Raw genomic sequence first — 22,306 nt, forward strand, 5'->3', positions numbered from 1 at the left:
AGGAGCGGCGATGGCGAACGAGGCGGCCTCACGCGGCTGGCAGGGAACGATTCTGAAATTGTTTGGCGCCGCCGATTACGAACTGACGGTGACAGGCCGGGAACAGCTCAGCGAGCACTACCTACGACTGAACTTCGATGCGGACGGACTGCTGACCGAACGGGACGTGCATCCGACGATGTGGATCCGGATGTGGTTCCCGGACGGCGCGAAACTGCACCAGCGGGGATACACCCTGGCCAACCCCGACATGGCCGCCGACCGCTTCGACATCGAGTTCGCGTTGCACGACGGCATCGCCTCGCGGTGGGCGTGTGCGGCTCAACCCGGCGACACGATCGGCGCCACCGTGCTCGGCAGCAGCTTCACGTTGCCCGAGCCGGCCCCGGCCGGCTACGTGATCGTCGGTGACACAGCGTCATTGCCCGCGATCAACTCGCTGCTGGAATCCATCGGCGATGCTCCGGCGCGGGTCTTCCTCGCGGCGGGCCACGACGACGACAAGGAGTTGCCGGTGGTGCGCGACGCCGGGGTCGACTGGGTCGACCGCACCGAATCCGGCGCGGGGCTCGTCGACGCCGTGAGCGAGGCCGCCTACGATGCGGAGGATCACTTCGGCTGGGTCGCGTGCGACAACCGGACAACCCGGGCCGTCGCCAAGGTCCTCCGCGAGCAATACCGCATCCCGCGCACCTCGATCAAGGCACAGGCGTACTGGGCGCAAGGGGCGTGACCGAGCGGCGGCTGCCCGCCCACATGGCGGCCGCGACCGCCGCGATCAGCACAACCCCGACGCCGAAGGTGCCCAGGTCGAACGACACCGCCGCAGGGCTGCCCGCTTGAGCCCGCGCCGAGCCGCGCAGAAACGGAACCACGGTCAGAACACAGATCGCCAGCAGGGCCTCGGCGAGGACCACCGCGGGGAAGTGTTGGGCGGCAAGGTGAAACAGACCGCGAGTATCGCCGTCGGACTGCAGGGCACGGATGCGCGGCAACAGCACTCGTACGTTGTAGGCACCGGCGCACAGCAGCAGCACCACCAGGACGAGCTTGACCGCGAGCGCGCGCCCGTAGGCGGTGGTGAGCAATTGGCCCGGCGTGCCGACGTGGCTCCACGCCAGCCAGGAGCCGCTGACCACCAGTGCGCCGACGGCGATCATCGCCACCAGGCTGAACCGTTCCCAGATCTGCACCCAGTCCGCCGCCACGCCGCCGCCGGTCACGTTGCGGCGTCCTGCGATTCCTGTCGCGGCCAGGACCACCAGTCCACCCACCCAGGTGATCGCACCGAGAACGTGCACCGCCGTCAATACGTTTGACACCAAGCGAGTCAGATTGACGAATTTGACCGGGATTTCGGGGATCACCGCCGCGACCGCCGCGACCGCGGCGATACCTAGCGGCAGCGTCCGCGACCGACTCCAGCGCAGCGCCACCAACCCGCATCCGGCCAGCACCATCGCGACCAGCTGGGTGAGCGTCATCACGCTGAGGGTCGCGGCGGCACGGAATTGCAGCACGATACCGACCAGCACGACAATCGCGGCCGGAACGGCCAGGCTGCGCACCTGACGCGCGACGAGACCACCCTGCGACTCGGGTATGGCCAAAGCGCCTATGGTCAACCCGATTCCGAGCGGAATCGACAAGCTCAGGTAGTAGACCACCTGGGTGACAACGTCGACGGCGGCCGGAGCCGGTGGGGTGGGGCCAGGCACGTGAGACGTCCTATCTTCAGAGCTGCTACCGACATAGACGATAGAGTTCGCGGCTTTGTTCATCCTGTGCGCGTACTGTGCGTCGTATCTGGCGCTCAGGGCCGGCCTTGGCGTCCCGAATACCCTTCCCAGCGACTGTAATCCGCGACCAGCTCCTCCTGCGCCGGCCGCTGAGCCTCGGGAACATGTTCGAGGTTGATCCGGATGCGGTACCAGATGGAGCTCGGCCCCCGCATTCCGTCCACCAGGATGTCGGTGGGTTGCAGCACCGTGGCGGCCTCCGGGTGGCGGGCCCGCCAGACATCCAACGCCGCCATCGCCTCGTCGCGGGTTTTGGTGCGAGCCACCTCGATCAGCGGCTTGCTGCCTTTCGGCGGTTTCTCGGCGGGGCCGAGTTCCTCGGCCAGCGCCAGCAGCGGGTCCAGCGAGCCGACGGCGTCGTCCATCGACTCCCAGGGATCCCCGCGTTCGGCGAAGCGGGCGGGGACGGTCAGGATCGTGAAGTCCTCGGCGCGGCAACCGGGTACCTCGTCCCACGTCAACGGCGTCGACACCCGCGCGTCCGGGGTGGCCCGCACCGAGTAGGCCGAGGCGACGGTGCGGTCCTTGGCGTTCTGATTGAAATCGACGAATACGCGTTGTCCGCGTTCTTCCTTCCACCACAGGCTGCTGGCCAGGTCGGGCGCGCGGCGCTGCACCTCCCGGGCGACGGTCTCCGCGGCCAGCCGCACCTGCTTGAACGGCCAGTGCGGTGCGATTCGGGTGTAGATGTGGAATCCGCGCGAGCCCGACGTCTTGGGCCAGGCCGTCAGCCCGTGGTCCTCGAGCACCTCGCGCGCCACCTGGGCCACATCCAGGATCTGTGACCAGTCGACCCCCGGCATCGGATCGAGGTCGATACGCAGCTCGTCGGGATGATCGAGGTCGCCCGAGCGGACCGGGTGCGGATTGAGATCGACGCAGCCGAGGTTGATCGCCCACGCCAGTCCCGCGGGTTCGTGGAGCACCGCCTCCTTCGCCGATGTGCCCCGGGCGTAGCGCAGCTCGGCCACCTCGATCCAGTCCGGGCGCTTCTCCGGGGCACGCTTCTGGAAGATCGCTTCCTCGGTAATGCCCTTGACGAATCGCTTGAGGATCATCGGCCGGTCGGCGACACCGCGCAGTGCCCCGTCGGCCACGGCGAGGTAGTAGCTGACGAGGTCGGCCTTGGTGACCGCGGCCCGTTCTCCGACCGCGGGGAAGACCACTTTGTCGGGATGACTGATGGTCACCTGGCGACCGTCGATCTCCATGGAGTCGGCCATGACGCCATGGTAATTAGGCCGCTCGTTCGGTCTTGGCTGCGACGTGCGTCACCTAGGGTTGCAGACATGCCCAGTCTTTTCGATCTCCCCGCGCAGGCACTGGCCAAGGCTCAGCGATTGGCCGACCGCGGCTCGGCTGAGCTGCACTACCTTGCCAAGATGATCGAGTCGGGCGCGTTCCGCCTCGAGCCGCCCCAGAATCTCATCGGCATGGCGGCCGACATCCGCCGTTGGGGTGAGATCGGGATGGTTCCGGCGCTCAACGCCCGCCGCACACCCAACAAGGCGGCGATCGTCGACGACGAAGGTTCGATGACCTTTAAAGAACTCGACGACGCCGTCAATGCTGTCGCCAACGCGTTGCTGGCCAAGGGGGTCAGAGGTGGCGACGGGGTGGGCATCCTGGCCAGGAACCACCGCTGGTTCGTGATCGCGAACTACGGCGCCGCGCGGGTCGGCGCCAGGACGATCATGCTCAACACCGAGTTCTCCGGGCCGCAGATCAGGGACGTGTCCGAGCGTGAGGGCGCCAAGCTCATCATCTACGACGATGAGTACTCCGAGGCCGTCAAGCTCGCCGAGCCGTCGCTGGGCAAGCTGCGGGCGCTGGGGACCAACCCTGATGCCGACGGCCCGTCGGGCAGCACCGACGAAACCCTGGCCGAGGTCATCAAGCGCAGCAGCACCGCACCCGCGCCGAAGGTAACCAAGCGGTCGTCGATCGTCATCCTCACCAGCGGAACCACCGGAACGCCCAAGGGTGCGACGCGCAATACGCCGCCGACCCTGGCGCCGATCGGTGGTGTGCTGTCGTCTGTACCGTTCCGCGCCGGCGAGGTCACCTCGCTGCCGTCGCCGATGTTTCATGCGCTGGGCTATCTGCATGCCACCATCGCGCTGACGCTTGGCTCGACGCTGGTGCTGCATCGAAAGTTCAAGCCCGCCACCGTACTGGAGGACATCCCTGCCCAGAAGGTCACCGCGATGGTCGTCGTGCCCGTCATGCTGTCGCGCATGCTCGACGCGCTTGAAGCCATGGACACCAAGCCGGATCTCTCGTCGCTGCGGATCGTGTTCGTCTCGGGCTCCCAACTTGGTGCTGAGCTGGCGACGCGGGCGTTGAAGGATCTCGGCCCGGTGATCTACAACCTTTACGGCTCAACGGAAGTCGCGCTGGCCACCATCGCCGGTCCGAAGGACCTGCAGATGAATCCGTCCACCGTCGGCCCGGTCGTCCGGGGCGTGACGATCAAGATCCTCGACGACAACGGCAACGAGCTACCGCAGGGCGAGGTCGGGCGGATCTTCGTCGGCAACAGCTTCCCGTTCGAGGGCTACACCGGTGGCGGTCACAAGCAGATCATCGACGGGTTGATGTCGTCCGGTGACGTCGGCTATTTCGACCACAACGGCCTGCTATTCGTCAGCGGCCGCGACGACGAGATGATCGTCTCCGGCGGAGAGAACGTCTTCCCGGCCGAGGTCGAAGACCTCATCAGTGGTCACCCCGACATCGTCGAGGCGACTGCGCTCGGCGTCGACGATCCCGACTGGGGAGCCCGGCTTCGCGCATTCGTCGTGCTGCGCGAAGAAGCCGAACTCACCGAGGACGCGATCAAGAACTACGTGCGCGAACACCTTGCGCGCTACAAGGTTCCGCGCGAGGTGGTGTTCCTTTCCGAGCTGCCGCGCAACCCCACCGGCAAGATCCTCAAGCGGGAATTGCGCGACATCGAGGTGAAGTAGCGGCTCCGCCGAGACAAAATCCGATTGGTGTTTCATCTGTAAGGCAGAGTTACCATGCTGTTGCAGCACTGCTGTGATCTGTGCTACACCAGAGATTCTGAGTGACACACCACACAGTGGAGGCATGATGCACCACGCGGCCCGGCCCGTCCGAGGTGTCGACGGCGGCTCGCCGCTGCGAACCAGTCATGCCAAGTACGTCGGTCGGGTAGGTGCTCTGGCCCTATTCCTCGGTGTCGGCGCGGCCATCGCCATGCCGACCGCGGAGGCCGACACGGGCGGTTCGGCGCACTCGTCGGGCGCGGGCTCGTCGTCGCACGCTGCGAGTGCGAAGAAATCCGGCGGCGCTGCCGCGAGTCAGCGTGCCCGGGCGGGGTCGGCGCGTGTCGCGACCACATCTGCCCCGGCCACGGTGACCGGCCTGCCCCGCGCAGTCGCCTCGTCGCATCGCGTCCGGGCCACTGATCCGGCCGCTCCGGCCGCATCGCCCACCGATCTTGCCGCGGTGGCCTACACCCGTCGCCGCTCCGCGTCACTGCAGCAGGGCGCCGCGGGAACAAGCACGGTCGAGTTGACCAACCAGGTCAGTCCGCTGGGCACCCAGCAGCAGGTCTCCCGCGAGCAGCTCGCCATGCAGGCGGTCCGCACGTTGCCGGTGGCGTTGATGAAATTCGTTCTGCGCCAGGGTTTCCTCGCCGCAGCCAACAAGCAGTTCGCTCTGGTCGGCGGGCCCGACGCAGCGAATCTGGACGCGCTGAACAATGCGGTCGACGAGTACGCCCTGGCCTCGGCATTCTCCGAACAGATTCTCAACCCGATGAACCCTGCGGTGGTCACCCAGGTGGCGCCTCCGCACAGCTGGTACGGGGTGAATGTCGGTGGATCGCGGTTGCTCTATGACAACCCCGACACGATCTACCGGTTCATCCCGGTCAACAAGACATCGGAGTACGTGATCACCGGGCGCTTCTACGACGCGATTCCCGCCGACACCACATTCAGTGTGTTGGAAGGCAGCTCGGGCAAGACCTCGACGATCCTGAGCCTCAAAGACATCGATGTCAGCGATGACGGTTCGTTCGTGATCACGGTCAGCGGTGAGCAGGCGGCACCGGGGGAGAAGAATCATCTCCAACTGACGTCAAGCTCCACACTGGTCGCGGTGCGAAACACGCTGGGCGACTGGAACACCGAAGAGCCGATGGATCTGGCGGTGCACAAGGTCAGTGGGCCGCCGAACAGCCTGTTCGCTCAGCTCGGAGGATTCCTGTTCTTCGGGTCGGTGGTCAACAACAATCCGACGCTGGCGAAGTTGGTTTCCTTGGTGCCGCCGTTGCCGATCGCTGACACACCCATCGTGCACGGAACTCTGACCGCGTTACTGATGGTCATTCGCGGCGCGAACCAGGAAGCCAAGTACATGGCGCTGGCCACCACCGATCCCGCGACCGGGATGCCACGCCAGCCCAACACCATGACAGAGCCGGCAAGTAACGCCGAGTTCCTGGCCAATCAGTTGCAGAGCAACGGCTACTTCCAGCTTGCCGACGACGAGGCGCTGGTCCTGACGATCGATCCCGGCAACGCCAAGTTCGTCAGCATTCCGGTCTACAACGACTGGACGATCACCGACGACTACTGGAACTTGCCGACAAGCCTCAACTCCGACCAGGCGGTGAAAAACGACGACGGAACCTACACGGTGGTGATCTCTCCCACCGATCCGCTTGTGGCCAATTGGATCTCGACCGGCGGCCTGAATCAGGGCATCATTTCGATGCGATTCCAGAATCTGGACACCGAGGATCCGGCTCAGCCCAGCGTCCAGTCGCAGGTGGTCAAGCTCGACGAGCTCACCCACAACACCAACGGCACCGCCGTGATCACGCAGGCCGAGCGTGATGAACAGCTAGTTTTGCGCAAGGCCGGCTACGACAAGCGTTGGGCGCCCTACCCGCAGGCCTGACCGCCGACCTCTACGGGTCGCGGGGCAGCCCCAGCAGGCGCTCGGCGATGATGTTGAGCTGCACCTCAGAGGTGCCACCGTAGATGGTCGTCGACCGGCTGCCCAGCAGGTACTCCGCCCACTTACCTTGCAGCTCCGCAGAATCGCCGATGGCGCCGTCGACGCCGAACGAGGACACCGCGAACTCGGCGTACCCCTGCCCGGTGCGCATCGACAGCAGCTTCGAGATGGCGGCCGACGGCATCGCATCGCCGCCGGCCAAGGTCAGCAGCGTCGAGCGCAGGTTCAGCAGCTTGGCCGCGTGCCCCTCGGCGATCAGTTCGCCGGCCCGGTGATGGCCGATCTGGTCGAAGTGTCCGTCGCGGACAAACTGCACGAATCCGTCGAGGTTGGCCAGAAATCCCGGCTCACTGCTTCCGATCGAAACCCGTTCAGCGGTCAGGGTATTGCGGCTGACCTCCCACCCGCGGTCCACCTCGCCCAGCACCAGCTCGTCGGGGACGAACACATCGTCGATGAACACCGTGTTGAACATGGCGTGACCGGTGAGCTCACGCAGCGGCTTGACCTCGACACCCTCGGCCTTCATGTCCAGCAGGAAGTAGGTGATGCCGGCATGTTTCGGCGCGCTCGGGTTGGTCCGCGCCAACAGCGCACCCCACTGGGCGTACTGGGCGCCGGTGGTCCAGATCTTCTGGCCGGTGATCCGCCAGCCGCCGTCGACCTTGGTGGCCTTGGTGGTCAGGCTGGCCAGATCGGAGCCGGCGCCGGGCTCGGAAAACAGCTGGCACCAGATCATCTCGCCGCGGAACGTCGGCGGCAGGAAGCGCTGCTTCTGCTCCTCGTTGCCGAACGCCACGATGGACGGGATCAGCCAGGCCGCGATCCCCATCTGCGGTCGCTTGACCTGTCCGGCGGTGAATTCCTGCGCGATGATGATCTGCTCGATCGGCTTGGCGGCCCGGCCCCACGGCTTCGGTAGGTGCGGCTGCACCCAACCGGCCTCGGCGATCGCGGTCTTGCGCTCCTCCCGCGGAATCGCTTTCAGGGCAGCCACTTCCGCACGGATCTCGTCGCGCAGCTTCTCGGTCTCGGGGTCGAGGTCGATGTTGATGGCCCGCATGCCGGTGCTGGTCGCGGTGTCGAAGACCTTCTGCTGGTATTCACTCGCGCGGCCGAACGCGGCGACCAAGCCCAGAGTGCGACGGTAGTAGACGTTGGTGTCGTGCTCCCAGGTGAAGCCGATGCCTCCGTGCACCTGGATGCAGTCCTGGGTGCAGTGCTGAGCGGCGGCAGGCGCCAGACTGGCTGCCACCGCGGTGGCGAACTCGTACGCCGTTTGCTCGTTGTCCCAGTCCTTTTCGGCAGCCTCGTCCAGTGCACGCGCGGCATCCCACACCGCCGCGGTAGCGCGCTCGGTGGTGGCGATCATCTCGGCGCACTTGTGCTTGATGGCCTGGAACTGGCCGATCGGGCGGCCGAACTGCTCGCGGATCTTCGCGTACGCCGCTGCCGTGTCGGTGGCCCAGCGGGCGATGCCGACCGCCTCGGCCGACAACAGTGTGGTGAGGATCGCGCGGCCGGCCGCCTGCGACAGAGTGGACAGCACCCGGTCGGCACTGACTTCGGCGGCATTGGCCCGCACGTGCGCCACGGGACGCAACAAGTCCACCGAGTTGACCGGCTCGATCTCGAGTTGGTCGGCGTCGAGGATCACCCATTCCACGCCGCTTTCGATGGCGACCGGTAGCACCAGAACGGCGGCTTGCGCGGCGGCGGGCACCGAGCGGGCCTCGCCGCGGATCACCAGCGAGCCGTCCTGGCGGGTTGCGGTCAGACCCGACTCCAGCGCGCAGGTGGCGATCAGCTCGCCGGAGGCCAGCTTGCTCAGCAGCTCGGTCTCGGGATCATGGGCAGAGATGAGCGCACTGGCTATCGCGGAGGTGACGAACGGCCCGGGCACGGCGCCGTAACCGAACTCGGCGATCACGATCGCGAGCTCCAACAGGCCGAAACCCTGGCCGTCGACCGACTCCGCCAGGTGCAGGCCGTGCAAGCCCTGCTCTGCCGCTGCTTTCCAGTACGGCGGCGGGTTGGGGATCGGCGTCTCCAGGGCCTCGTGCAGAACTTCGGACGGCGCGACGCGTGCGACAAGGGACTTCACCGAATCGGCGAGGTCGTTGTGCTCCTGGGTGATGGCGATGGGCATGTCGGGTGCCTTCCCTATTAACCGGTGGGTTGGGAGCCAGGGTACCTGCCGCTCCAGGCCGCCTCAGTGACGGCGGGTATCCCGGTCCGGGGTCGCGCGCAGCACCACCACCACTACCGCGGAGATCAGCATGAAGATGCCCACCGCCCACATGCCGGCCTTGTCGTTGCCGGTGAACTGGTTCAGCGCACCGGTGGCGTACGGCGCCGCGAATCCGCCGAGGTTGCCGATCGAGTTGATCAGGCCGATCCCGCCCGCTGCGGCGGCACCGGTGAGGAACTGCGCCGGAAGCGCCCAAAAGCTGGGGATCGCGCTGAACACTCCCATCGCGGCGATGCACACCGGGATCATCACCAGCAGCGGGGAGTGCAGATACAGCGCGACCGGAATGGCCAAGCCGCCCAGCCCCATTGGGATCGCGACGTGCCAGACGTGCTCATTCTGGCGGTCGGCGTGGCGCGACCACAGGTACATCGCGATCGCGGCCAGGGTGTAGGGCACCGCGGTGATCAAACCGACCTGCACGATCGACAGGTGCACATCGAACATCTTCTTGAAGTCGGAGATGATCGACGGCAGGAAGAACGCCAGCGCGTACAGCCCATAGGCGACGCCGAAGTACACCACGGCCAGCAACCAGATCCGAGGGCTGGTCAGCGCCCGGCGCAACGGGAAGTCGAAGCTGCCTGCGACATCGCGTGCCTCGTCGGCCAGCACGTCGATCAGCCATTGTCGTTCGTCGGGCTGCAACCAGTGCGCCTCGGCCGGCCGGTCGGTCAGATAGAACCAGCAGATCACGCCGAGGATGATCGCCGGCAGTCCGACGCCGATCATCATGAATTGCCAGCCGGCCAGCCCGAACGTGCCTTCACCGGCCTGGATCATCCACGCCGCCAACGGAGTTCCGACGGCTGCGGCGACCGGGCTTGCCATCATGAACATCGCCACGATCCGCGCCCGGTAGGCGGCCGGGAACCAACGGGTCAGATAGAAGATGACCCCGGGGAACAGCCCGGCCTCGGCGACGCCGAGCAGGAATCGCAACGCCAGCAGGGTCGGCGCGTTGGGCGCGAATCCGATTGCGACGGCGACGATTCCCCATGACACCGCGATGCGAGCCAGCCAACGGCGGGCGCCGAATCGTTCGAGCGCCAAATTCGATGGCACCTCGACCAGGACGTATCCGATGAAGAAGATGCCCGACGCCAGGCCGAACATGCTCGCCGTGAGCTGCAGGTGCTCGCTGATGTCGGCCTTCGCGATGCCGAGGTTGGTGCGGTCGAGGTAGTTGACGAAGTACAGCGCCATCAGGAAGGGCAGGGCGCGCATGGCCACCTTGCGCACGGTGCGGGATTCCAGTGACCGATCACTGGTGTATGCGACGGACATCCGGCCTTCCGTTGACGACGTTGACCAGGTCGCGGCCGTCGTACAGACGGCGGCAATTGTCGACGGCGTGGATCAGGTAGCGCCGCATGGTGTCGACGGTGCACCAGGTGACGTGGGGTGTCACGACGACGTTGTCGAGTTGGAGCAGCGGGCTGCCCGGGTCGACGGGTTCGTCGGTGAACACATCGAGTCCGGCGGCGGCCAGCCGGCCATCGCGTAGCGCATCGATCAGCGCGGGTTCGTCGACGATGCCGCCGCGAGATGTGTTGACCAGTACCGCATGTGGTTTCATTGCATCCAGCGCGGCTCGGTTGATCAGCTTGTCGGTCGCGGCGGTCAGCGGCAGGTGCAAACTGATCACGTCGCTGGCGGCGAGCAGATCGGGCAGCGGACGCCAGGTGGCGGCGCCGTCGTCGGCGGTGCTGGTGTGCAACACGGTGCCGCCCATCGCGAGCACGATCCGCTCGACGCGTTTGGCGATATTGCCGTAGCCGACCAGGCCGACGGTGCAACTGCCGATGTCGCGCACCGTCTCGACCAGGCTGGGATCCGTGGGCCAGCCCAGTCCTTGCCGGGTGAGGCGGTCCAGCGCGGGAAGTCGGCGCAGCGCGGCCAGCATGAGCAGCACCGCACCCTCGGCGACCGAGGGCGCGTTGGCGCCGGGCATGTTCGCCACTGCGATTCCCAGCTCGTCGGCTGTCTCGACGTCGATGGTGTTCACCCCCGCGCCGAGCTTGTGCACCAGTCGCAGCAGCGGTGCGCGGCGCAGATCCTCGCCCGACAGCGGACGCAGCACGTGCCAGATCACCTCGGCGTCGGGCAGCTCGCGGTGCAGCGCTTCGTCGTCGTCTTCGTGGCACCAGTGAATATCAAGCCAATCCGCCTCTGGCGCAACAATATCCAGCACCTTCTCGCCGGGGAGAAAGTGCGCCAGAACTCTCAGCGCCACCGCTTGGCGATCCACTTCGCGATCGTGTCCGCTTGCTCGCCGCGTGCGCCCGGCGTGGTGAAGTAGTGGTCGGTGTCGATGGCGCACAGAGTCTTGTCGGTACTGGCCAGGGCGTCGAAGATGCGCTGAGCGTCCGATGGGAACACCCCGGTGTCCTGCTCGGCGTTGATCACCAATGCCGGGACGGTGACCCGGCCAAGATGTGGCTCGGCGCGGGTCTGAGCGGTCTTGAGGCTCCACATGCCCAGCCAGCTGCGTAGCGTGCAGGCTGCCGCGATGCCGTGTGCGGAGCGGTTGGCCTTCACCGGAATACCGGCGTAGCAGAGGTTGGGCTGCCGTTTGGTGGGTTCGATGGCCGGGTCCACCATGCGCGGATCGGCCCAGGTGCGCATCACGGTGAACGGCCGATCGGAGAACCCGGCGGCCTGCACGCGTTTGAGTTCGGTCTCCGCCCAGTCGGTGATGGCGTGGTTACGGGCTATCTGAGCCGCCCGGTAGCGAGCCAGGAAATCGTCGGAGTACGGTGGGCCGTTGCCCTCGTCGAACAGGTCAAGGGCGGGATCGGTTGCCACCGCATCGTTTTCGTCGGTGACCGCGCCGTCCATCCATGCGGTCAGGACATCGGGACGCCCGGGATGGGCGGCGCTGGCGATGTAACCGTCGGCAGCAGGTAGTTCGGTCAGCCCCGCGGCGGGGCGCATGCCCTCCACTGGGGTGACGTTGGGATCGACGGCCTGGGACTGATAGGCCGCCATCAATGAGCCGCCGCCCGAATTACCTAGCAGTACTACCGTTTCCACGCCCTGGATATCGCGCAGCCAGCGCACCCCGACGCCGATGTCGACCAGCGCGTGGTCGAGCATGAAGCTGCTCTCGAATCCGCGGAAGCGGGTGTTCCAGCCAAGGAAGCCCACGCCACGGGTGGCCAGATAATCGGCGAGGTAGTGCTCGGAGAAGTCGATCTGGTAGTGGCTGGCGATGACCGCGACCTTCGGCTTGCGGCCCACTCCCCGGTGGTAAAGCCCCTGGCAAGGGTGGCCGCCCGCGCCGGCTCGGCGCGCGGTCGGCGAGGACATCCCGATGAATTCGTGCACGACTCCGGGGGTGGGCATGTCGGTGGCCTCCTTCGGGTGTGGATCGCTGAGGAGACGATATTCGTCAGCGTCGATGTGCATGCCTGAATCCGGTGTTAGGTTCGGTTGGGAGAGTCGACCAGGATCTGTGGGGGCACGCCGTGATCAAGCCGCACAACACCAACCCAGAATTCGAGCTCGGGGGAATCAACCACGTCGCGCTGGTGTGCTCGGACATGGCGCGCACTGTCGATTTCTACTCGAATGTGCTGGGTATGCCGCTGGTCAAGTCGCTGAATCTGCCTGACGGACTGGGGCAGCACTTCTTTTTCGACGCGGGCAACGGCGATTGCGTGGCGTTCTTCTGGTTCGCCGAGGCGCCGGACGGCACGATGGGCAGCACCACCCCGGCAGCGCTGCCCGGCCTGGGTTCGATCGTCAGCGCGGTGGGCTCGATGAATCACCTGGCGTTTCATGTGCCGGAGGAGAAGTTCGACGAGTACCGCCAGCGGCTCAAGGACAAGGGTGTGCGGGTCGGGCCCGTGCTCAACCACGACGACAGTCCCCAGGGAGCCACTCGCGAACTGCACCCCGGGGTGTACGTACGGTCCTTCTACTTCAGCGATCCGGACGGCATCGTCCTGGAGTTCGCTTGCTGGACCCGGGAATTCACCGATCATGAAGCCGCAACTCCGCCGAAGACGGCGGCCGACCGCAAGCAGCCGATCGCTGCAGGCTAGTCGCGGAACAGCCGCGGATCGCCGAGTTCGTCGATGATCGCGGTGAGCTGATCGGCGAGTTCGGCCGGTGTCAGAGTGATCGCGCCGCCCAGCCACGCGCTGATGGTCTGGCCGACGCCGCCCACGACGAAGTGTGCGAACGCCTTGATCCGGTCGTTGGCGGGCCGGTGCAGCAGCGCCTCGACGTGCTGGCCCGACAGCATCGCGAACAGCGCGCCGGACTCCTGTCTTTTGCGGACCACCGTGGTGTTGGACAGCTGCGAGCTGAACATCAGCCGACCGACCCGCGGATCGAGTTCGATGGTCCGCACGATATTGGCCATGGCCGCGCGGTTCTGCGCATCGACCGGGGCCGTTGCCACCGCGGCCTGTGTGGTGGCGGCCAGGTCGGCGACCACCCAGTCGAAGACCGCCGCGACGAACTCGTCCTTGTCGGCGAAGCTCTCGTAGAAATAGCGGGTGGCGACGCCGGCCTCTCGGCAGATGCCCCGAACCGTGAGCTCAGCGGGGTCGACATTGCTGCCCAGCAGTTCCAGCCCGGCCTCCAGTAGACGGGCCCGTCTCCGTGCCAGCCGATCGGCGGCATCCACGCCGCCGTAGGGCCGTGCCTGCGTCATTAGCCCATCTTGACATTGCTCAGGCCAGGGCGGCAATATTGGGAAACATTCGTTGTCAGATTCTCATTCGATAGGTGGCCCAGCGTGGCGATCCGCGAACCCGTCATCAGCCACGTCGACCGGGCGGTCAGTGCGCCGCCGATGCCGTCGGCTCGCCGCCGCAAGTGGGGACCGGGTTTCGACGACGGGCTGATGGGTGTTGCGCTGCTCGCCGGCCCGGCGAACGTGATCATGGAGCTGGCTCTGCCCGGTGTCGGCTACGGCGTGATGGAAAGCCGGGTCGAGAGCGGACGAGCCGACCGGCACCCGATCAAACGGGCCAGGACGACCTTCACGTATTTGGCGGTGGCCACCCGCGGCACCGACGAGCAGAAGAAGGCGTATCGGCGTGCGGTCAACAAGTCGCACGCCCAGGTGTATTCGACGCCGGACAGCCCGGTGGAGTACAACGCGTTCGACAAGAACCTGCAGCTCTGGGTGGCCGCGTGCCTCTACAAGGGCGGAGTCGACGTGGCCCGGGTGTTCATCGGCGAGATGGACGACGAGACCGCCGACCGGCACTACCGGGACAGTGCGGCACTGGCCACCACGTTGCAGGTGCCCGCCGAGATGTGGCCGGCCGATCGGGCCGCGTTCGACGAGTACTGGCAGGCATCACTGGACAAGCTGCACATCGACGACACCATCCGCGAATATCTGTACCCGTTCGCCGTGTCGCGGATCCGGGGCGTGCGACTGCCCAAGCGCGTGCAGGAACCGCTCGAACAGTTCAACCTGCTGATCACCACGGGATTCCTGCCGCAGCGCTTCCGCGACGAGATGCGCCTCGACTGGAATCCGGACAAACAGCGCAAATTCGACCGGTTGATGGCGTGCATTCGGTTCGTCAACAACCTGACTCCACGGGTCATCCGGGAGTTCCCGTTCAATCTGCTTCTGCGCGATGTGGATTGGCGGATCCGCACCGGTCGACCGCTGGTCTGACCCGACCGGAATCGGTTCGGGTATCGCTTCGGGGTCTGACCGGCAATACTGGCTTGCGTCGCCAGCGTCAGTAACGTCAGAGGAGATCAGGTGCCGGAAACCAAGATCACGGTCATCTACGACAACCCCATCGATCCGGATGCCTTCGAGGCCGCGTACGAGGCCGAACAGCTCGACGCCGCCCGCAAGATTCCGGGCCACATCCGGTTCGAGACCTCGAAGGTGTGGCCCAAGGAGGACGGCTCACCGACTCCGGCCTACCGGATGATCGACCTGTACTACCCGGACTACGACGCGGCCAGCGCAGCGGTCGCCACCGCGGAGGCCGGCGCGTTCTTCGAGGCGATGGCGCGGCTGTCGACCGGAGGTGTTCGAGTCCTCTTCTCGGACATCCAGATTCCCTCGCACTGATTCCTGTCGCCCACGCGCTGCCAGATTCCGCGAGTACCCTCGCGGCAGTGCGAAGTGACAACGACACCTGGGATATCACCACCAGCGTCGGTTCGACGGCTTTGTTCGTCGCCGCCGCCCGCGCACTCGAGGCGCAGAAACCCGACCCGCTGGCGGTCGACCCGTTCGCCGAGGTGTTCTGTCGCGCCGTTGGTGGGCCATGGGCTGCAGTCCTCGACGGCGAGGCGCCCGACCATCCGCTGAAGACCCCGGAGTTCGGGCAACACTTCGTCACCTTTCAGGCGGCGCGGACCCGGTACTTCGACGCGTACTTCGGCGCGGCGGCGCAGGCGGGCGTACGTCAGGTCGTCCTGCTCGCCGCGGGCCTCGATTCTCGTGCCTACCGGCTGGACTGGCCGGCCGGCACGACCGTCTACGAACTCGACCAGCCGCAGGTGCTGGAGTTCAAGCGCGAGACCATGGCCGCGCACGGCGCCACCGCGAAAGCCGAGCGCAAGGAGATCGCCATCGATCTGCGGGACGACTGGGCGCAAGCACTGCGCGACAGCGGTTTCCGGCCCGACGAGCCGTCGGCATGGATCGCCGAAGGACTGCTCATCTATCTGCCCGCCAGTGCCCAGGAGCAGCTGTTCACCGGGATCGACGCGCTGGCCGCTTCGGGCAGCCACGCCGCGGTCGAGGAGGGGCGACCGATGGATCGCGATGCGTTCCGCGAGAAGGTCGACGAGGCGAAGGCAAGCGACGACGAACGGGGCCAGTGGTGGCAGCTGGTGTACAACGAGCAGCATGCACCGGCCGCGCAGTGGTTCGCCGAGCGCGGATGGACCGCACAGGACACGACGTTGATCGACTACCTGAAGACCGTCGGGCGCTCGGTCGAGTCGGCGGACGCCGAGGCGGCCAACATGCTGTCCAGCATCACGCTGGTGAGCGCGGTCAAACGCTAGGCGCTAGTCCCACATCACCGGCCGGAGGAACCGGTTGATGCGGCGTAGATACTCCGGCTGGCTGACGTGCAGGATGTGGTTACCCGGAAACCAGTGCAGCGCACAACGATCCCAGTGCTCCCAGAGCGCCTCGGCCTGCTCGGGTGGCGCCAACCGATCGCCGAGGCCGGTGATGATCAGTCGCCGATCCCGCGGCACCAACGGCTCGTAGTTCAGCGCGCAGTGATAGGCCGAGGCGGCCGCCGACTCGTCACGGCCGATGGTGCCGAACTTGCGACCCACCTCGATCAGCTTGTTGGCAGGCCACCACTCGTCGAACGTCGACTCCGGAGTGACCACCGGAACGTTGGGAATCACCGCCTCCAGCCGGTCATCGGCGGAGGCGACCAGGGCTGAGGTATAGCCGCCCAACGACATTCCGGTGAGCGCGATGCGGTCGACTCCAGTGTCGCGTAACCAGTTCAAGACCGACCGGAAGTCGTGGACCGCCTGGCCCATGGTTTCGGCGAATCCGGCCATGCCTTGGGAGAAGAAGCCGTATCCGCTGAAGGGCGAGCCTTTTTCGGCGCGACGGCCGTGAAACGGCAGCGTGTAGAGCAGCACGTCGTACCCGGTCTTGTAGAACCACGGCAGCGAGAAGAACAGTCCGTTGAACAGATAGGGCGAACCCATGAAACCGTGGATGACGCACAACGTCGGCCGTGGCCCGTCGTCGTGGCGCCAATGCTGTGCCCACACAACGTTGTTGCGCTCCAGTCGCGTCCACTGCTTACGCATACCAGGATTGACGGGTACGAAGCTGCTCTGGAACCGCAGATTCTCCACGTTGCCGTGCGCGATGTACTGCGCAACGGGGTTCGCTGGGCGGGTCGTCACGCCGGGCACGTCGGTAGGTGCGGGAAAGGATGCTGTCGGGTCACGGCGCGCGGCGAGTTCGGCGTAGAACTCCAGATTGCTGCGCTCGCGGTGCAGGTCCGACCGGCGCACGATGCTCTTGGCGACGGTCGGCAGCATGGACGCCCCGACCAGTGACGCGATAGCGGTGCGCAGGCCGATATCGGCGACCGCCGAGGCGTCGACGGTGAGCCGCTGAAGTACGGTCAGATCAGCGCGGTCGGGCAGTCCCTCGTATCCGGCGTCGGCACCCGGCACATCGGGCACCGGCACCGGAATGGGCAGGTCGACGTTCGACGTCATTGTCGCGGCCTTTCGAGGTCGGCATCTGTCATCGGATGCTAACTGGGCGCGCGGTTCACAACAGGTGATACACCAACGCGCCGCCGACCTTCACCGGTCGGTAATGCTGTTGTACCCAACTGGCGATCTGCCCACCGACGCGGTCGCGGCTGCGCATCCGGCCGCTGTCGACGTAGTAGCTGATCTTCTGGGCGTGGACGTCGTCGATGAACTGCGCCAGCGTGGGCACCGGGTCGTCGCTCCAGCCGCCGATCGCCATGACCGCAGTACCGGAGGCGATTTCCAGCGAGGCCGCCGCCTGTGAGCCGGAGGTGGCCGCCGACCACTGGGTGCGGGTGGCGGCCAGCATCTCAGCCAGATGCGGGTCGACTCTGTCCGAACTGGCGCCCATCATCATCGTCTTGCCGAAACGGTTACCGACAGTCGGCCACACGTCGGCCGTGTGGGCGGCGTTGGGTATCGATCCGTTGTGCGGGGTGGCGGCGGTGGCCACCGAGAACATCGCGGTGCCGGTGAGACCCGCGACGAGCGAGACCGCCAGCGCGACGGGCGTGAGCCGCGGCCATCGGGTCAGTGCCGCGGCCAGTAGAACTATGGCCGCAACGGCCGCGGACTCGATGAGGGTGCGGGTCCAGGTCGGGCCCAATTGGGCCCGGTTCAGCAGAATGACTGCCCACCATGCGGCGGCTACCACCATCACGATCGCCGCTGATCTGCTCCACACCGCGGCCAGGCCGATCAGCGCTCCGGCCGCCGGCGCCAAGGCGATGGTGTAGTACGGATGCACCATGCCGGACATGTAGCTGAACACGACTGTGCACACGGCCAGCCACCCGGTCCACATCGTGAAGCTGGCTGCCTCGATACGACTTAGCTTGCGGCGCAACGCAAGATACGCGCCTGCCACCACGGCGACGACGACGGCGGGCAGCAGCCAGGACGCCTCGTAACCCATCTCTGCGGAGAGAAGTCGAAGCACCCCGGCGTGGGTGCTCCACCCGCTGGGGTGCCCGTGGGACACCGCGTTGCCGCCTCCGACGATGCGGTCGACGCCGTTGTAACCCAGTGCGAGATTGAGCACCGTGTTGTCTGTCGAGCTGCCTATATAAGGACGCGCCGCGGCCGGCCACAGCTGGACCACCGCGACCCACCAACCACACGAAATCACCAGCGCGGCAGTGGCGCTCAGCAGATGCAGCAGTCGTCGCCACCATTTCGCGGGTGCGAACAGTAGGTAGGTGAGACCGAAGGCGGGCAGCACCATCAGCCCGGCCAGCATCTTGGTGAGGAATGCCAGCCCCAGCGCGATGCCCACGAGCATCAGCCATCGCCAGGACGCGCCGGGTATGGCGCGAGTCAGAAAATAGGCGCCCGCGACCATCAACAGCACCATGAGTGCGTCAGGGTTGTTGTACCGAAACATCAACGTGGCAGCCGGGGTGACCGCCAAGACGGCGCCCGCGATCAGGCCCGCCACCGCACCGCGCGCGGGGTCGGTCACGACACGACGCACCGCGGCGTAGAGCAGCGCGACAGCCCCGACCCCCATCAACGCTTGCGGCACCAGGACCGCCCAGCTGTTCATCCCGAACAACCGCACCGACAACCCCGTCACCCATAACGCGGCAGGCGGTTTGTCGACGGTGATGAAGTCGTTGGGATCCAGCGAGCCGAAGAACCACGCCCCCCAGTTCTTGGAGCCGGACTGGGCGGCGGCCGCATAGAAGGAGTTGCCGTAGCCGTTGATCGGCAGATTCCAGAGATACAGCGCCGCGGTGGCGACCAACAGCGCGGTCACAGCGAAGGCCGGCCACCGGGGCGCGGCGCGCACCGGGCCGTCAGCGATGGCCGCACCGAGTACTTCGGTGTGGTCGGCGGTGGCGGTCACCGCACCACCGTGCCTGAAAGTGCTGGCGAACGCGTGTTGGCAGAGCTGGGAAGTCGCTGTGTGTTTCATGATTCGCGTACGTGTGGTGAAGTGGACGGAGTGTGGAACCCACAGACCTACCTGACGTTCGCCGACCAGCGCGGCAGGCCGTTCTTCGACCTGCTGGCGCGGGTGGGCGCCGAGTCCCCGCGGCGGGTAGCCGACCTGGGGTGCGGCCCGGGCAATCTCACCGAACAGCTGGCTCAGCGCTGGCCGGACGCCGTGCTGGAGGCCGTGGACAGCTCCGCGGAGATGGTCGCCGCCGCGCAGGAACGCGGAATCGACGCCGAGTTGGCCGACATCGCCACGTGGACACCGCGCCCGGACACCGACGTTGTATTCAGTAACGCTGCGCTGCAATGGGTTCCGGGACATCCGGAGCTGATGGTGCGCTGGGCCGGCCAGCTCGATCCAGGTGCCTGGCTCGCAGTCCAGGTGCCCGGCAACTTCGACGCGCCGTCCCATGTGGCGGTGCGCCGACTGGCAGATCAGGAGCATTGGTCAAACATCCTGGGTGACTTCGCTTTCCGCACGACCAAGGTCGTCGAGACACCGATCCGGTATGCCGAGATCCTCACCGAGGCGGGCTGCCGCGTCGACGTCTGGGAGACCACCTACATCCATGAGCTCGAGGGAGAGAACGCCGTGCTCAACTGGATCACCGGCACCGCGCTCACCCCGGTGCGTGACCGACTCGACGACGACCAGTGGGAGCAGTTTCGGACTGAACTGATTCCGATGCTCGACGAGGCCTACCCCACCCGGCCCGACGGGCGCACGTACTTCCCGTTCCGCCGGATCTTCGTCGTCGCTCAGGTGGGCAGTCCGTCGCGGTGAAACCGGGCTATGAACCGCCGCTGGAACGAAACCGCCTGTCAGGCAACGCCGGGCCGGTCCAGGCCGGTCAGCGATCCTGATCACGCGGAGAATTACCGATTCCGAACATCGTCGTAGCCGGGGCCGGCACTTCGACGATCGTGCCAGGCTTTCGTGGTACTGAAGAACAGATGGCATCGAAGAGAACCTGGCTGACCGCCTCGATCGTCGTCGCCGTGGCTGTCTACGCGGCGATGTGGGTCGGATATGCGCTCAACTGGGGTTGGCTGGATTCGGTCGACACCGACTCGCTCCAGGCATTCCACGACATTGGTGCTTCGCGCCCGGGCTGGGTTTCCTTCTGGGTGGTGTTCTGCGTCGTGTTCGGACCGAACGGGTTCCGGGTGGTGGCGTTGATACTGCTGGTCATCGCGTTGGTGCGCCGCCGGGTGCCGACCGCGTTGTTCCTGGTGATCAGCATCGGACTGATGGGACTTGTGACCGAGGGCGCGAAGTTCCTCGCGGGCCGGCCCCGCCCGGCTTCGGCGTTTGTCTACGGCCAGGGATCGTCGTTTCCGTCCGGCCACGCACTGGGGGTGATGGTCGGCGTGCTGGCCTTGCTTACGGTGCTGTGGCCGCACCTCGGTCCTCGCCCCAGGCGGGCTTTGGCCCTCGTCGGTGGCCTGTTGATCGTGACGGTCGGCGTGGCGCGGGTGGTGCTCAATGTCCACCACCCGTCTGACGTGCTGGCGGGGTGGGCACTGGGCTATGTCTACTACCTGCTGTGCCTGCGGCTGGTGCCGCCGATACCGCTCACACCAGCGGTCGAAATACCGGCAGCGCTCGGTACTTCGCGCTGAAGCTGGCTTTGTCGTAGCTGTCGCCGACCTCGCCGTCGCGGGCCAGCGGCGTCGGGCCGTCGACGGCCTCGAAGGAAAACTCCGGCGCCTGAATCTCGTGGTAGAGCGGACTGCGTTCGAGGCGGCCGAGCGCGACCGCGGTGAGAATGCGCAGCCGGCTGAAACGCTTGCCGGTTTCCAGAATGCGGACGTCAATGAGCCCGTCATCCATGCGGGTCCGCCGGGCCGGGGCGAAACCCGACGGTAGATAGACGGAGTTACCGAGGAAGAACAACGAGGTCTGAATTGTCTTGTTGTCGAACCGGATTCGGACCGGCGTCCCGCGGCGCAGCGTGTGCAGCATCGCGTACATACCTGCCAGTGGCTTGCCGACCTTGTGCTCGAGCTTCTCCCGGGTTCGGACGAACAACGGGTACGCACCGATGCTGGCGGTGTTGATCACCATCTGGTCCTCGTTGAGGCACACCAGGTCTACGCACGAGACGTTGCCTTCGCGGATGGCCGAGACGGTGCGCTCGACGGTGTCGCAGCCGATGTCCTTGGCGAAGTGGTTGAACGTCCCGGCGGGAAACACCGCCAGCGGCAGGCCCGTGGCGATCGCCACCGAAGCCGCGGCCGACACGGTGCCGTCGCCGCCGCCGACTCCGAGCACCTCGGCGCGCTGGGCGGCCTCCTGCAGGACGGTCTCCGGGTTGTCATCCGGACCGAGTTCGACGATCTCGGCCTTCGGCAGCTTTTCGCGGACCTCGTCGATGACCCGAGTTCCGGTGCCGCTGCCCGAGGCCGGGTTGATGACCAGGACGACGCCCTCGCCCTCGGGACGCTCCGGGGTGTCGATCACCAGTGGCTCAGTCGAGGGCAGCTTGGCCGGCACGATCGGCGGGACCAACCGACCACCCAGGACGGCGATCGCGGCGCCGATGCCGAATCCCGCGAAGACGTCGCCGGGGTAGTGCGCGCCGGTCGCCACCCGGGACAGGCCCACCAAGCCTGCGAGCAGCGCCAGGCCCAGGCCCAGCGGCGGGTTCTCCAGACCGACGCCGACGGCGAAGGCGGCGGCGCTGGCCGAGTGGCCGGAGGGAAGGGAGTTCGACGTCGGGACTCGACGTGACCGTCGCACCAGCGGAACCAGCGTGCGGTTCGGGCGATCGCGCCTCCAGACCCGCTTGGCGCCCTGGTTGGTCACCAGGCTGGTGACGGCCAGCGTGATCACCCCGCGACCGGCGCCCCGACGGGCCGACGGTGAGCCCGTCGCAGCCAGGACCGCGGCGATCGCGAACCACAGCTTCGAGTGGTCGGCGGCGCGGGTGAGCACCGGCATGGCCTTGTCGAGAAGCAGGCTCGGTGATTCGGCAACGGCCTCGAAGACCTCGCGGTCCAGCGTGCCGAGCCCGCCCGTGATCTGACGGATGCCTTGGCCTTCGAGCAAGCTTCGCGATGTCATCGCTCCACG

General features: G+C 66.5%; 19 protein-coding genes. 9 read left to right on the forward strand and 10 right to left on the reverse strand.

Annotated elements, in window-relative coordinates; translation table 11 throughout:
* Positions 1-10 precede the first annotated feature (10 nt).
* Positions 11-733 (forward strand): siderophore-interacting protein, encoded by a 723-nt coding sequence (locus AB4879_RS07505; RefSeq protein WP_370507078.1) that lies wholly within the window; start codon positions 11-13, stop codon positions 731-733.
* Here the strand turns inward: AB4879_RS07505 and AB4879_RS07510 are convergent.
* Together AB4879_RS07510 and AB4879_RS07515 are read right to left on the reverse strand one after the other, a co-directional pair.
* Positions 699-1,718 carry a CopD family protein gene (locus AB4879_RS07510; RefSeq protein WP_370507079.1) on the reverse strand — a complete coding sequence of 340 codons (1,020 nt, stop codon included), beginning with the start codon at positions 1,716-1,718 and terminating at the stop codon, positions 699-701. The genes AB4879_RS07505 and AB4879_RS07510 overlap by 35 nt on opposite strands.
* A 95-nt stretch (positions 1,719-1,813) precedes the next feature.
* Positions 1,814-3,022 carry a DNA polymerase domain-containing protein gene (locus tag AB4879_RS07515; RefSeq protein WP_370507080.1) on the reverse strand — a complete coding sequence of 403 codons (1,209 nt, stop codon included), beginning with the start codon at positions 3,020-3,022 and terminating at the stop codon, positions 1,814-1,816.
* A gap of 66 nt (positions 3,023-3,088) precedes the next feature.
* Between AB4879_RS07515 and fadD2 the strand changes: the two genes are divergently transcribed.
* Entirely contained in the window at positions 3,089-4,768 is a 1,680-nt protein-coding gene (gene fadD2, locus AB4879_RS07520) for a long-chain-fatty-acid--CoA ligase FadD2 (protein WP_102805043.1), read from the forward strand.
* 124 nt (positions 4,769-4,892) lie between these two features.
* The gene (locus AB4879_RS07525; protein ID WP_370507081.1) at positions 4,893-6,734 is read left to right on the forward strand and encodes a DUF1214 domain-containing protein; all 1,842 of its coding nucleotides are present in this window, start codon (positions 4,893-4,895) and stop codon (positions 6,732-6,734) included.
* A 10-nt stretch (positions 6,735-6,744) separates the two neighbouring features.
* On the opposite strand, the gene AB4879_RS07530 is transcribed toward AB4879_RS07525, so the two are convergent.
* The 4 genes from AB4879_RS07530 to AB4879_RS07545 form a co-directional block, all read right to left on the reverse strand.
* Entirely contained in the window at positions 6,745-8,943 is a 2,199-nt protein-coding gene (locus tag AB4879_RS07530; RefSeq protein WP_370507082.1) for an acyl-CoA dehydrogenase, read from the reverse strand.
* A gap of 63 nt (positions 8,944-9,006) precedes the next feature.
* Positions 9,007-10,332, reverse strand: a complete 1,326-nt coding sequence (locus AB4879_RS07535; protein ID WP_370507083.1) for an MFS transporter — start codon at positions 10,330-10,332, stop codon at positions 9,007-9,009.
* A complete protein-coding gene (locus tag AB4879_RS07540; RefSeq protein ID WP_370507084.1) occupies positions 10,310-11,296 on the reverse strand; it encodes a 2-hydroxyacid dehydrogenase in 987 nt (328 codons plus the stop codon). The genes AB4879_RS07535 and AB4879_RS07540 overlap by 23 nt, the downstream gene beginning before the upstream one ends.
* Positions 11,272-12,393: an alpha/beta hydrolase gene (locus tag AB4879_RS07545; protein ID WP_370507085.1), complete on the reverse strand. Its 1,122-nt coding sequence runs from the start codon at positions 12,391-12,393 to the stop codon at positions 11,272-11,274. Before AB4879_RS07545 ends, AB4879_RS07540 begins: the two co-directional genes overlap by 25 nt.
* A 122-nt stretch (positions 12,394-12,515) precedes the next feature.
* Between AB4879_RS07545 and AB4879_RS07550 the strand changes: the two genes are divergently transcribed.
* Positions 12,516-13,094 (forward strand): VOC family protein, encoded by a 579-nt coding sequence (locus AB4879_RS07550; RefSeq protein WP_370507086.1) that lies wholly within the window; start codon positions 12,516-12,518, stop codon positions 13,092-13,094.
* Here the strand turns inward: AB4879_RS07550 and AB4879_RS07555 are convergent.
* Entirely contained in the window at positions 13,091-13,711 is a 621-nt protein-coding gene (locus AB4879_RS07555) for a TetR/AcrR family transcriptional regulator (RefSeq protein WP_083117347.1), read from the reverse strand. The genes AB4879_RS07550 and AB4879_RS07555 overlap by 4 nt on opposite strands.
* 141 nt (positions 13,712-13,852) lie before the next feature.
* Here AB4879_RS07555 and AB4879_RS07560 point away from each other — a divergent pair, with 141 nt between their 5' ends.
* The 3 genes from AB4879_RS07560 (at position 13,853) to AB4879_RS07570 (ending at position 16,053) form a co-directional block, all read left to right on the forward strand.
* Positions 13,853-14,695 carry an oxygenase MpaB family protein gene (locus AB4879_RS07560; RefSeq protein ID WP_370507130.1) on the forward strand — a complete coding sequence of 281 codons (843 nt, stop codon included), beginning with the start codon at positions 13,853-13,855 and terminating at the stop codon, positions 14,693-14,695.
* Positions 14,696-14,785: 90 nt separating this feature from the next.
* Entirely contained in the window at positions 14,786-15,106 is a 321-nt protein-coding gene (locus AB4879_RS07565) for an EthD family reductase (RefSeq protein ID WP_370507087.1), read from the forward strand.
* Between the two features lie 47 nt (positions 15,107-15,153).
* On the forward strand, positions 15,154-16,053 hold the full coding sequence (locus AB4879_RS07570) for a class I SAM-dependent methyltransferase (protein WP_102805048.1): 900 nt from the start codon (positions 15,154-15,156) through the stop codon (positions 16,051-16,053).
* A gap of 3 nt (positions 16,054-16,056) precedes the next feature.
* On the opposite strand, the gene AB4879_RS07575 is transcribed toward AB4879_RS07570, so the two are convergent.
* Entirely contained in the window at positions 16,057-17,250 is a 1,194-nt protein-coding gene (locus AB4879_RS07575; RefSeq protein WP_370507088.1) for an alpha/beta hydrolase family protein, read from the reverse strand.
* 55 nt (positions 17,251-17,305) lie between these two features.
* Positions 17,306-19,138 carry an ArnT family glycosyltransferase gene (locus AB4879_RS07580; RefSeq protein ID WP_370507089.1) on the reverse strand — a complete coding sequence of 611 codons (1,833 nt, stop codon included), beginning with the start codon at positions 19,136-19,138 and terminating at the stop codon, positions 17,306-17,308.
* A 99-nt stretch (positions 19,139-19,237) separates the two neighbouring features.
* Here AB4879_RS07580 and AB4879_RS07585 point away from each other — a divergent pair, with 99 nt between their 5' ends.
* Together AB4879_RS07585 and AB4879_RS07590 are read left to right on the forward strand one after the other, a co-directional pair.
* Positions 19,238-20,014 (forward strand): trans-aconitate 2-methyltransferase, encoded by a 777-nt coding sequence (locus tag AB4879_RS07585; RefSeq protein WP_370507090.1) that lies wholly within the window; start codon positions 19,238-19,240, stop codon positions 20,012-20,014.
* A 170-nt stretch (positions 20,015-20,184) separates the two neighbouring features.
* Positions 20,185-20,853, forward strand: a complete 669-nt coding sequence (locus tag AB4879_RS07590) for a phosphatase PAP2 family protein (RefSeq protein WP_370507091.1) — start codon at positions 20,185-20,187, stop codon at positions 20,851-20,853.
* On the opposite strand, the gene AB4879_RS07595 is transcribed toward AB4879_RS07590, so the two are convergent.
* Positions 20,807-22,297, reverse strand: coding sequence for a bifunctional phosphatase PAP2/diacylglycerol kinase family protein (locus AB4879_RS07595; protein WP_370507092.1), 1,491 nt, complete (start codon positions 22,295-22,297; stop codon positions 20,807-20,809). The genes AB4879_RS07590 and AB4879_RS07595 overlap by 47 nt on opposite strands.
* Positions 22,298-22,306 lie beyond the last annotated feature (9 nt).

The organism is Mycobacterium sp. SA01, assembly GCF_041287105.1.
Lineage (GTDB): Bacteria > Actinomycetota > Actinomycetes > Mycobacteriales > Mycobacteriaceae > Mycobacterium.

Excerpts from the sequence above, each read along its gene's own strand:
- AB4879_RS07505 (WP_370507078.1), top strand. The coding sequence starts at position 11 with ATGGCGAACGAGGCGGCCTCACGCGGCTGGCAGGGAACGATTCTGAAA.
- AB4879_RS07515 (WP_370507080.1), bottom strand. The coding sequence starts at position 3,022 with ATGGCCGACTCCATGGAGATCGACGGTCGCCAGGTGACCATCAGTCAT.
- fadD2 (WP_102805043.1), top strand. The coding sequence starts at position 3,089 with ATGCCCAGTCTTTTCGATCTCCCCGCGCAGGCACTGGCCAAGGCTCAG.
- AB4879_RS07525 (WP_370507081.1), top strand. The coding sequence starts at position 4,893 with ATGATGCACCACGCGGCCCGGCCCGTCCGAGGTGTCGACGGCGGCTCG.
- AB4879_RS07530 (WP_370507082.1), bottom strand. The coding sequence starts at position 8,943 with ATGCCCATCGCCATCACCCAGGAGCACAACGACCTCGCCGATTCGGTG.
- AB4879_RS07535 (WP_370507083.1), bottom strand. The coding sequence starts at position 10,332 with ATGTCCGTCGCATACACCAGTGATCGGTCACTGGAATCCCGCACCGTG.
- AB4879_RS07545 (WP_370507085.1), bottom strand. The coding sequence starts at position 12,393 with ATGCCCACCCCCGGAGTCGTGCACGAATTCATCGGGATGTCCTCGCCG.
- AB4879_RS07555 (WP_083117347.1), bottom strand. The coding sequence starts at position 13,711 with ATGACGCAGGCACGGCCCTACGGCGGCGTGGATGCCGCCGATCGGCTG.
- AB4879_RS07560 (WP_370507130.1), top strand. The coding sequence starts at position 13,853 with ATGCCGTCGGCTCGCCGCCGCAAGTGGGGACCGGGTTTCGACGACGGG.
- AB4879_RS07575 (WP_370507088.1), bottom strand. The coding sequence starts at position 17,250 with ATGACGTCGAACGTCGACCTGCCCATTCCGGTGCCGGTGCCCGATGTG.
- AB4879_RS07590 (WP_370507091.1), top strand. The coding sequence starts at position 20,185 with ATGGCATCGAAGAGAACCTGGCTGACCGCCTCGATCGTCGTCGCCGTG.
- AB4879_RS07595 (WP_370507092.1), bottom strand. The coding sequence starts at position 22,297 with ATGACATCGCGAAGCTTGCTCGAAGGCCAAGGCATCCGTCAGATCACG.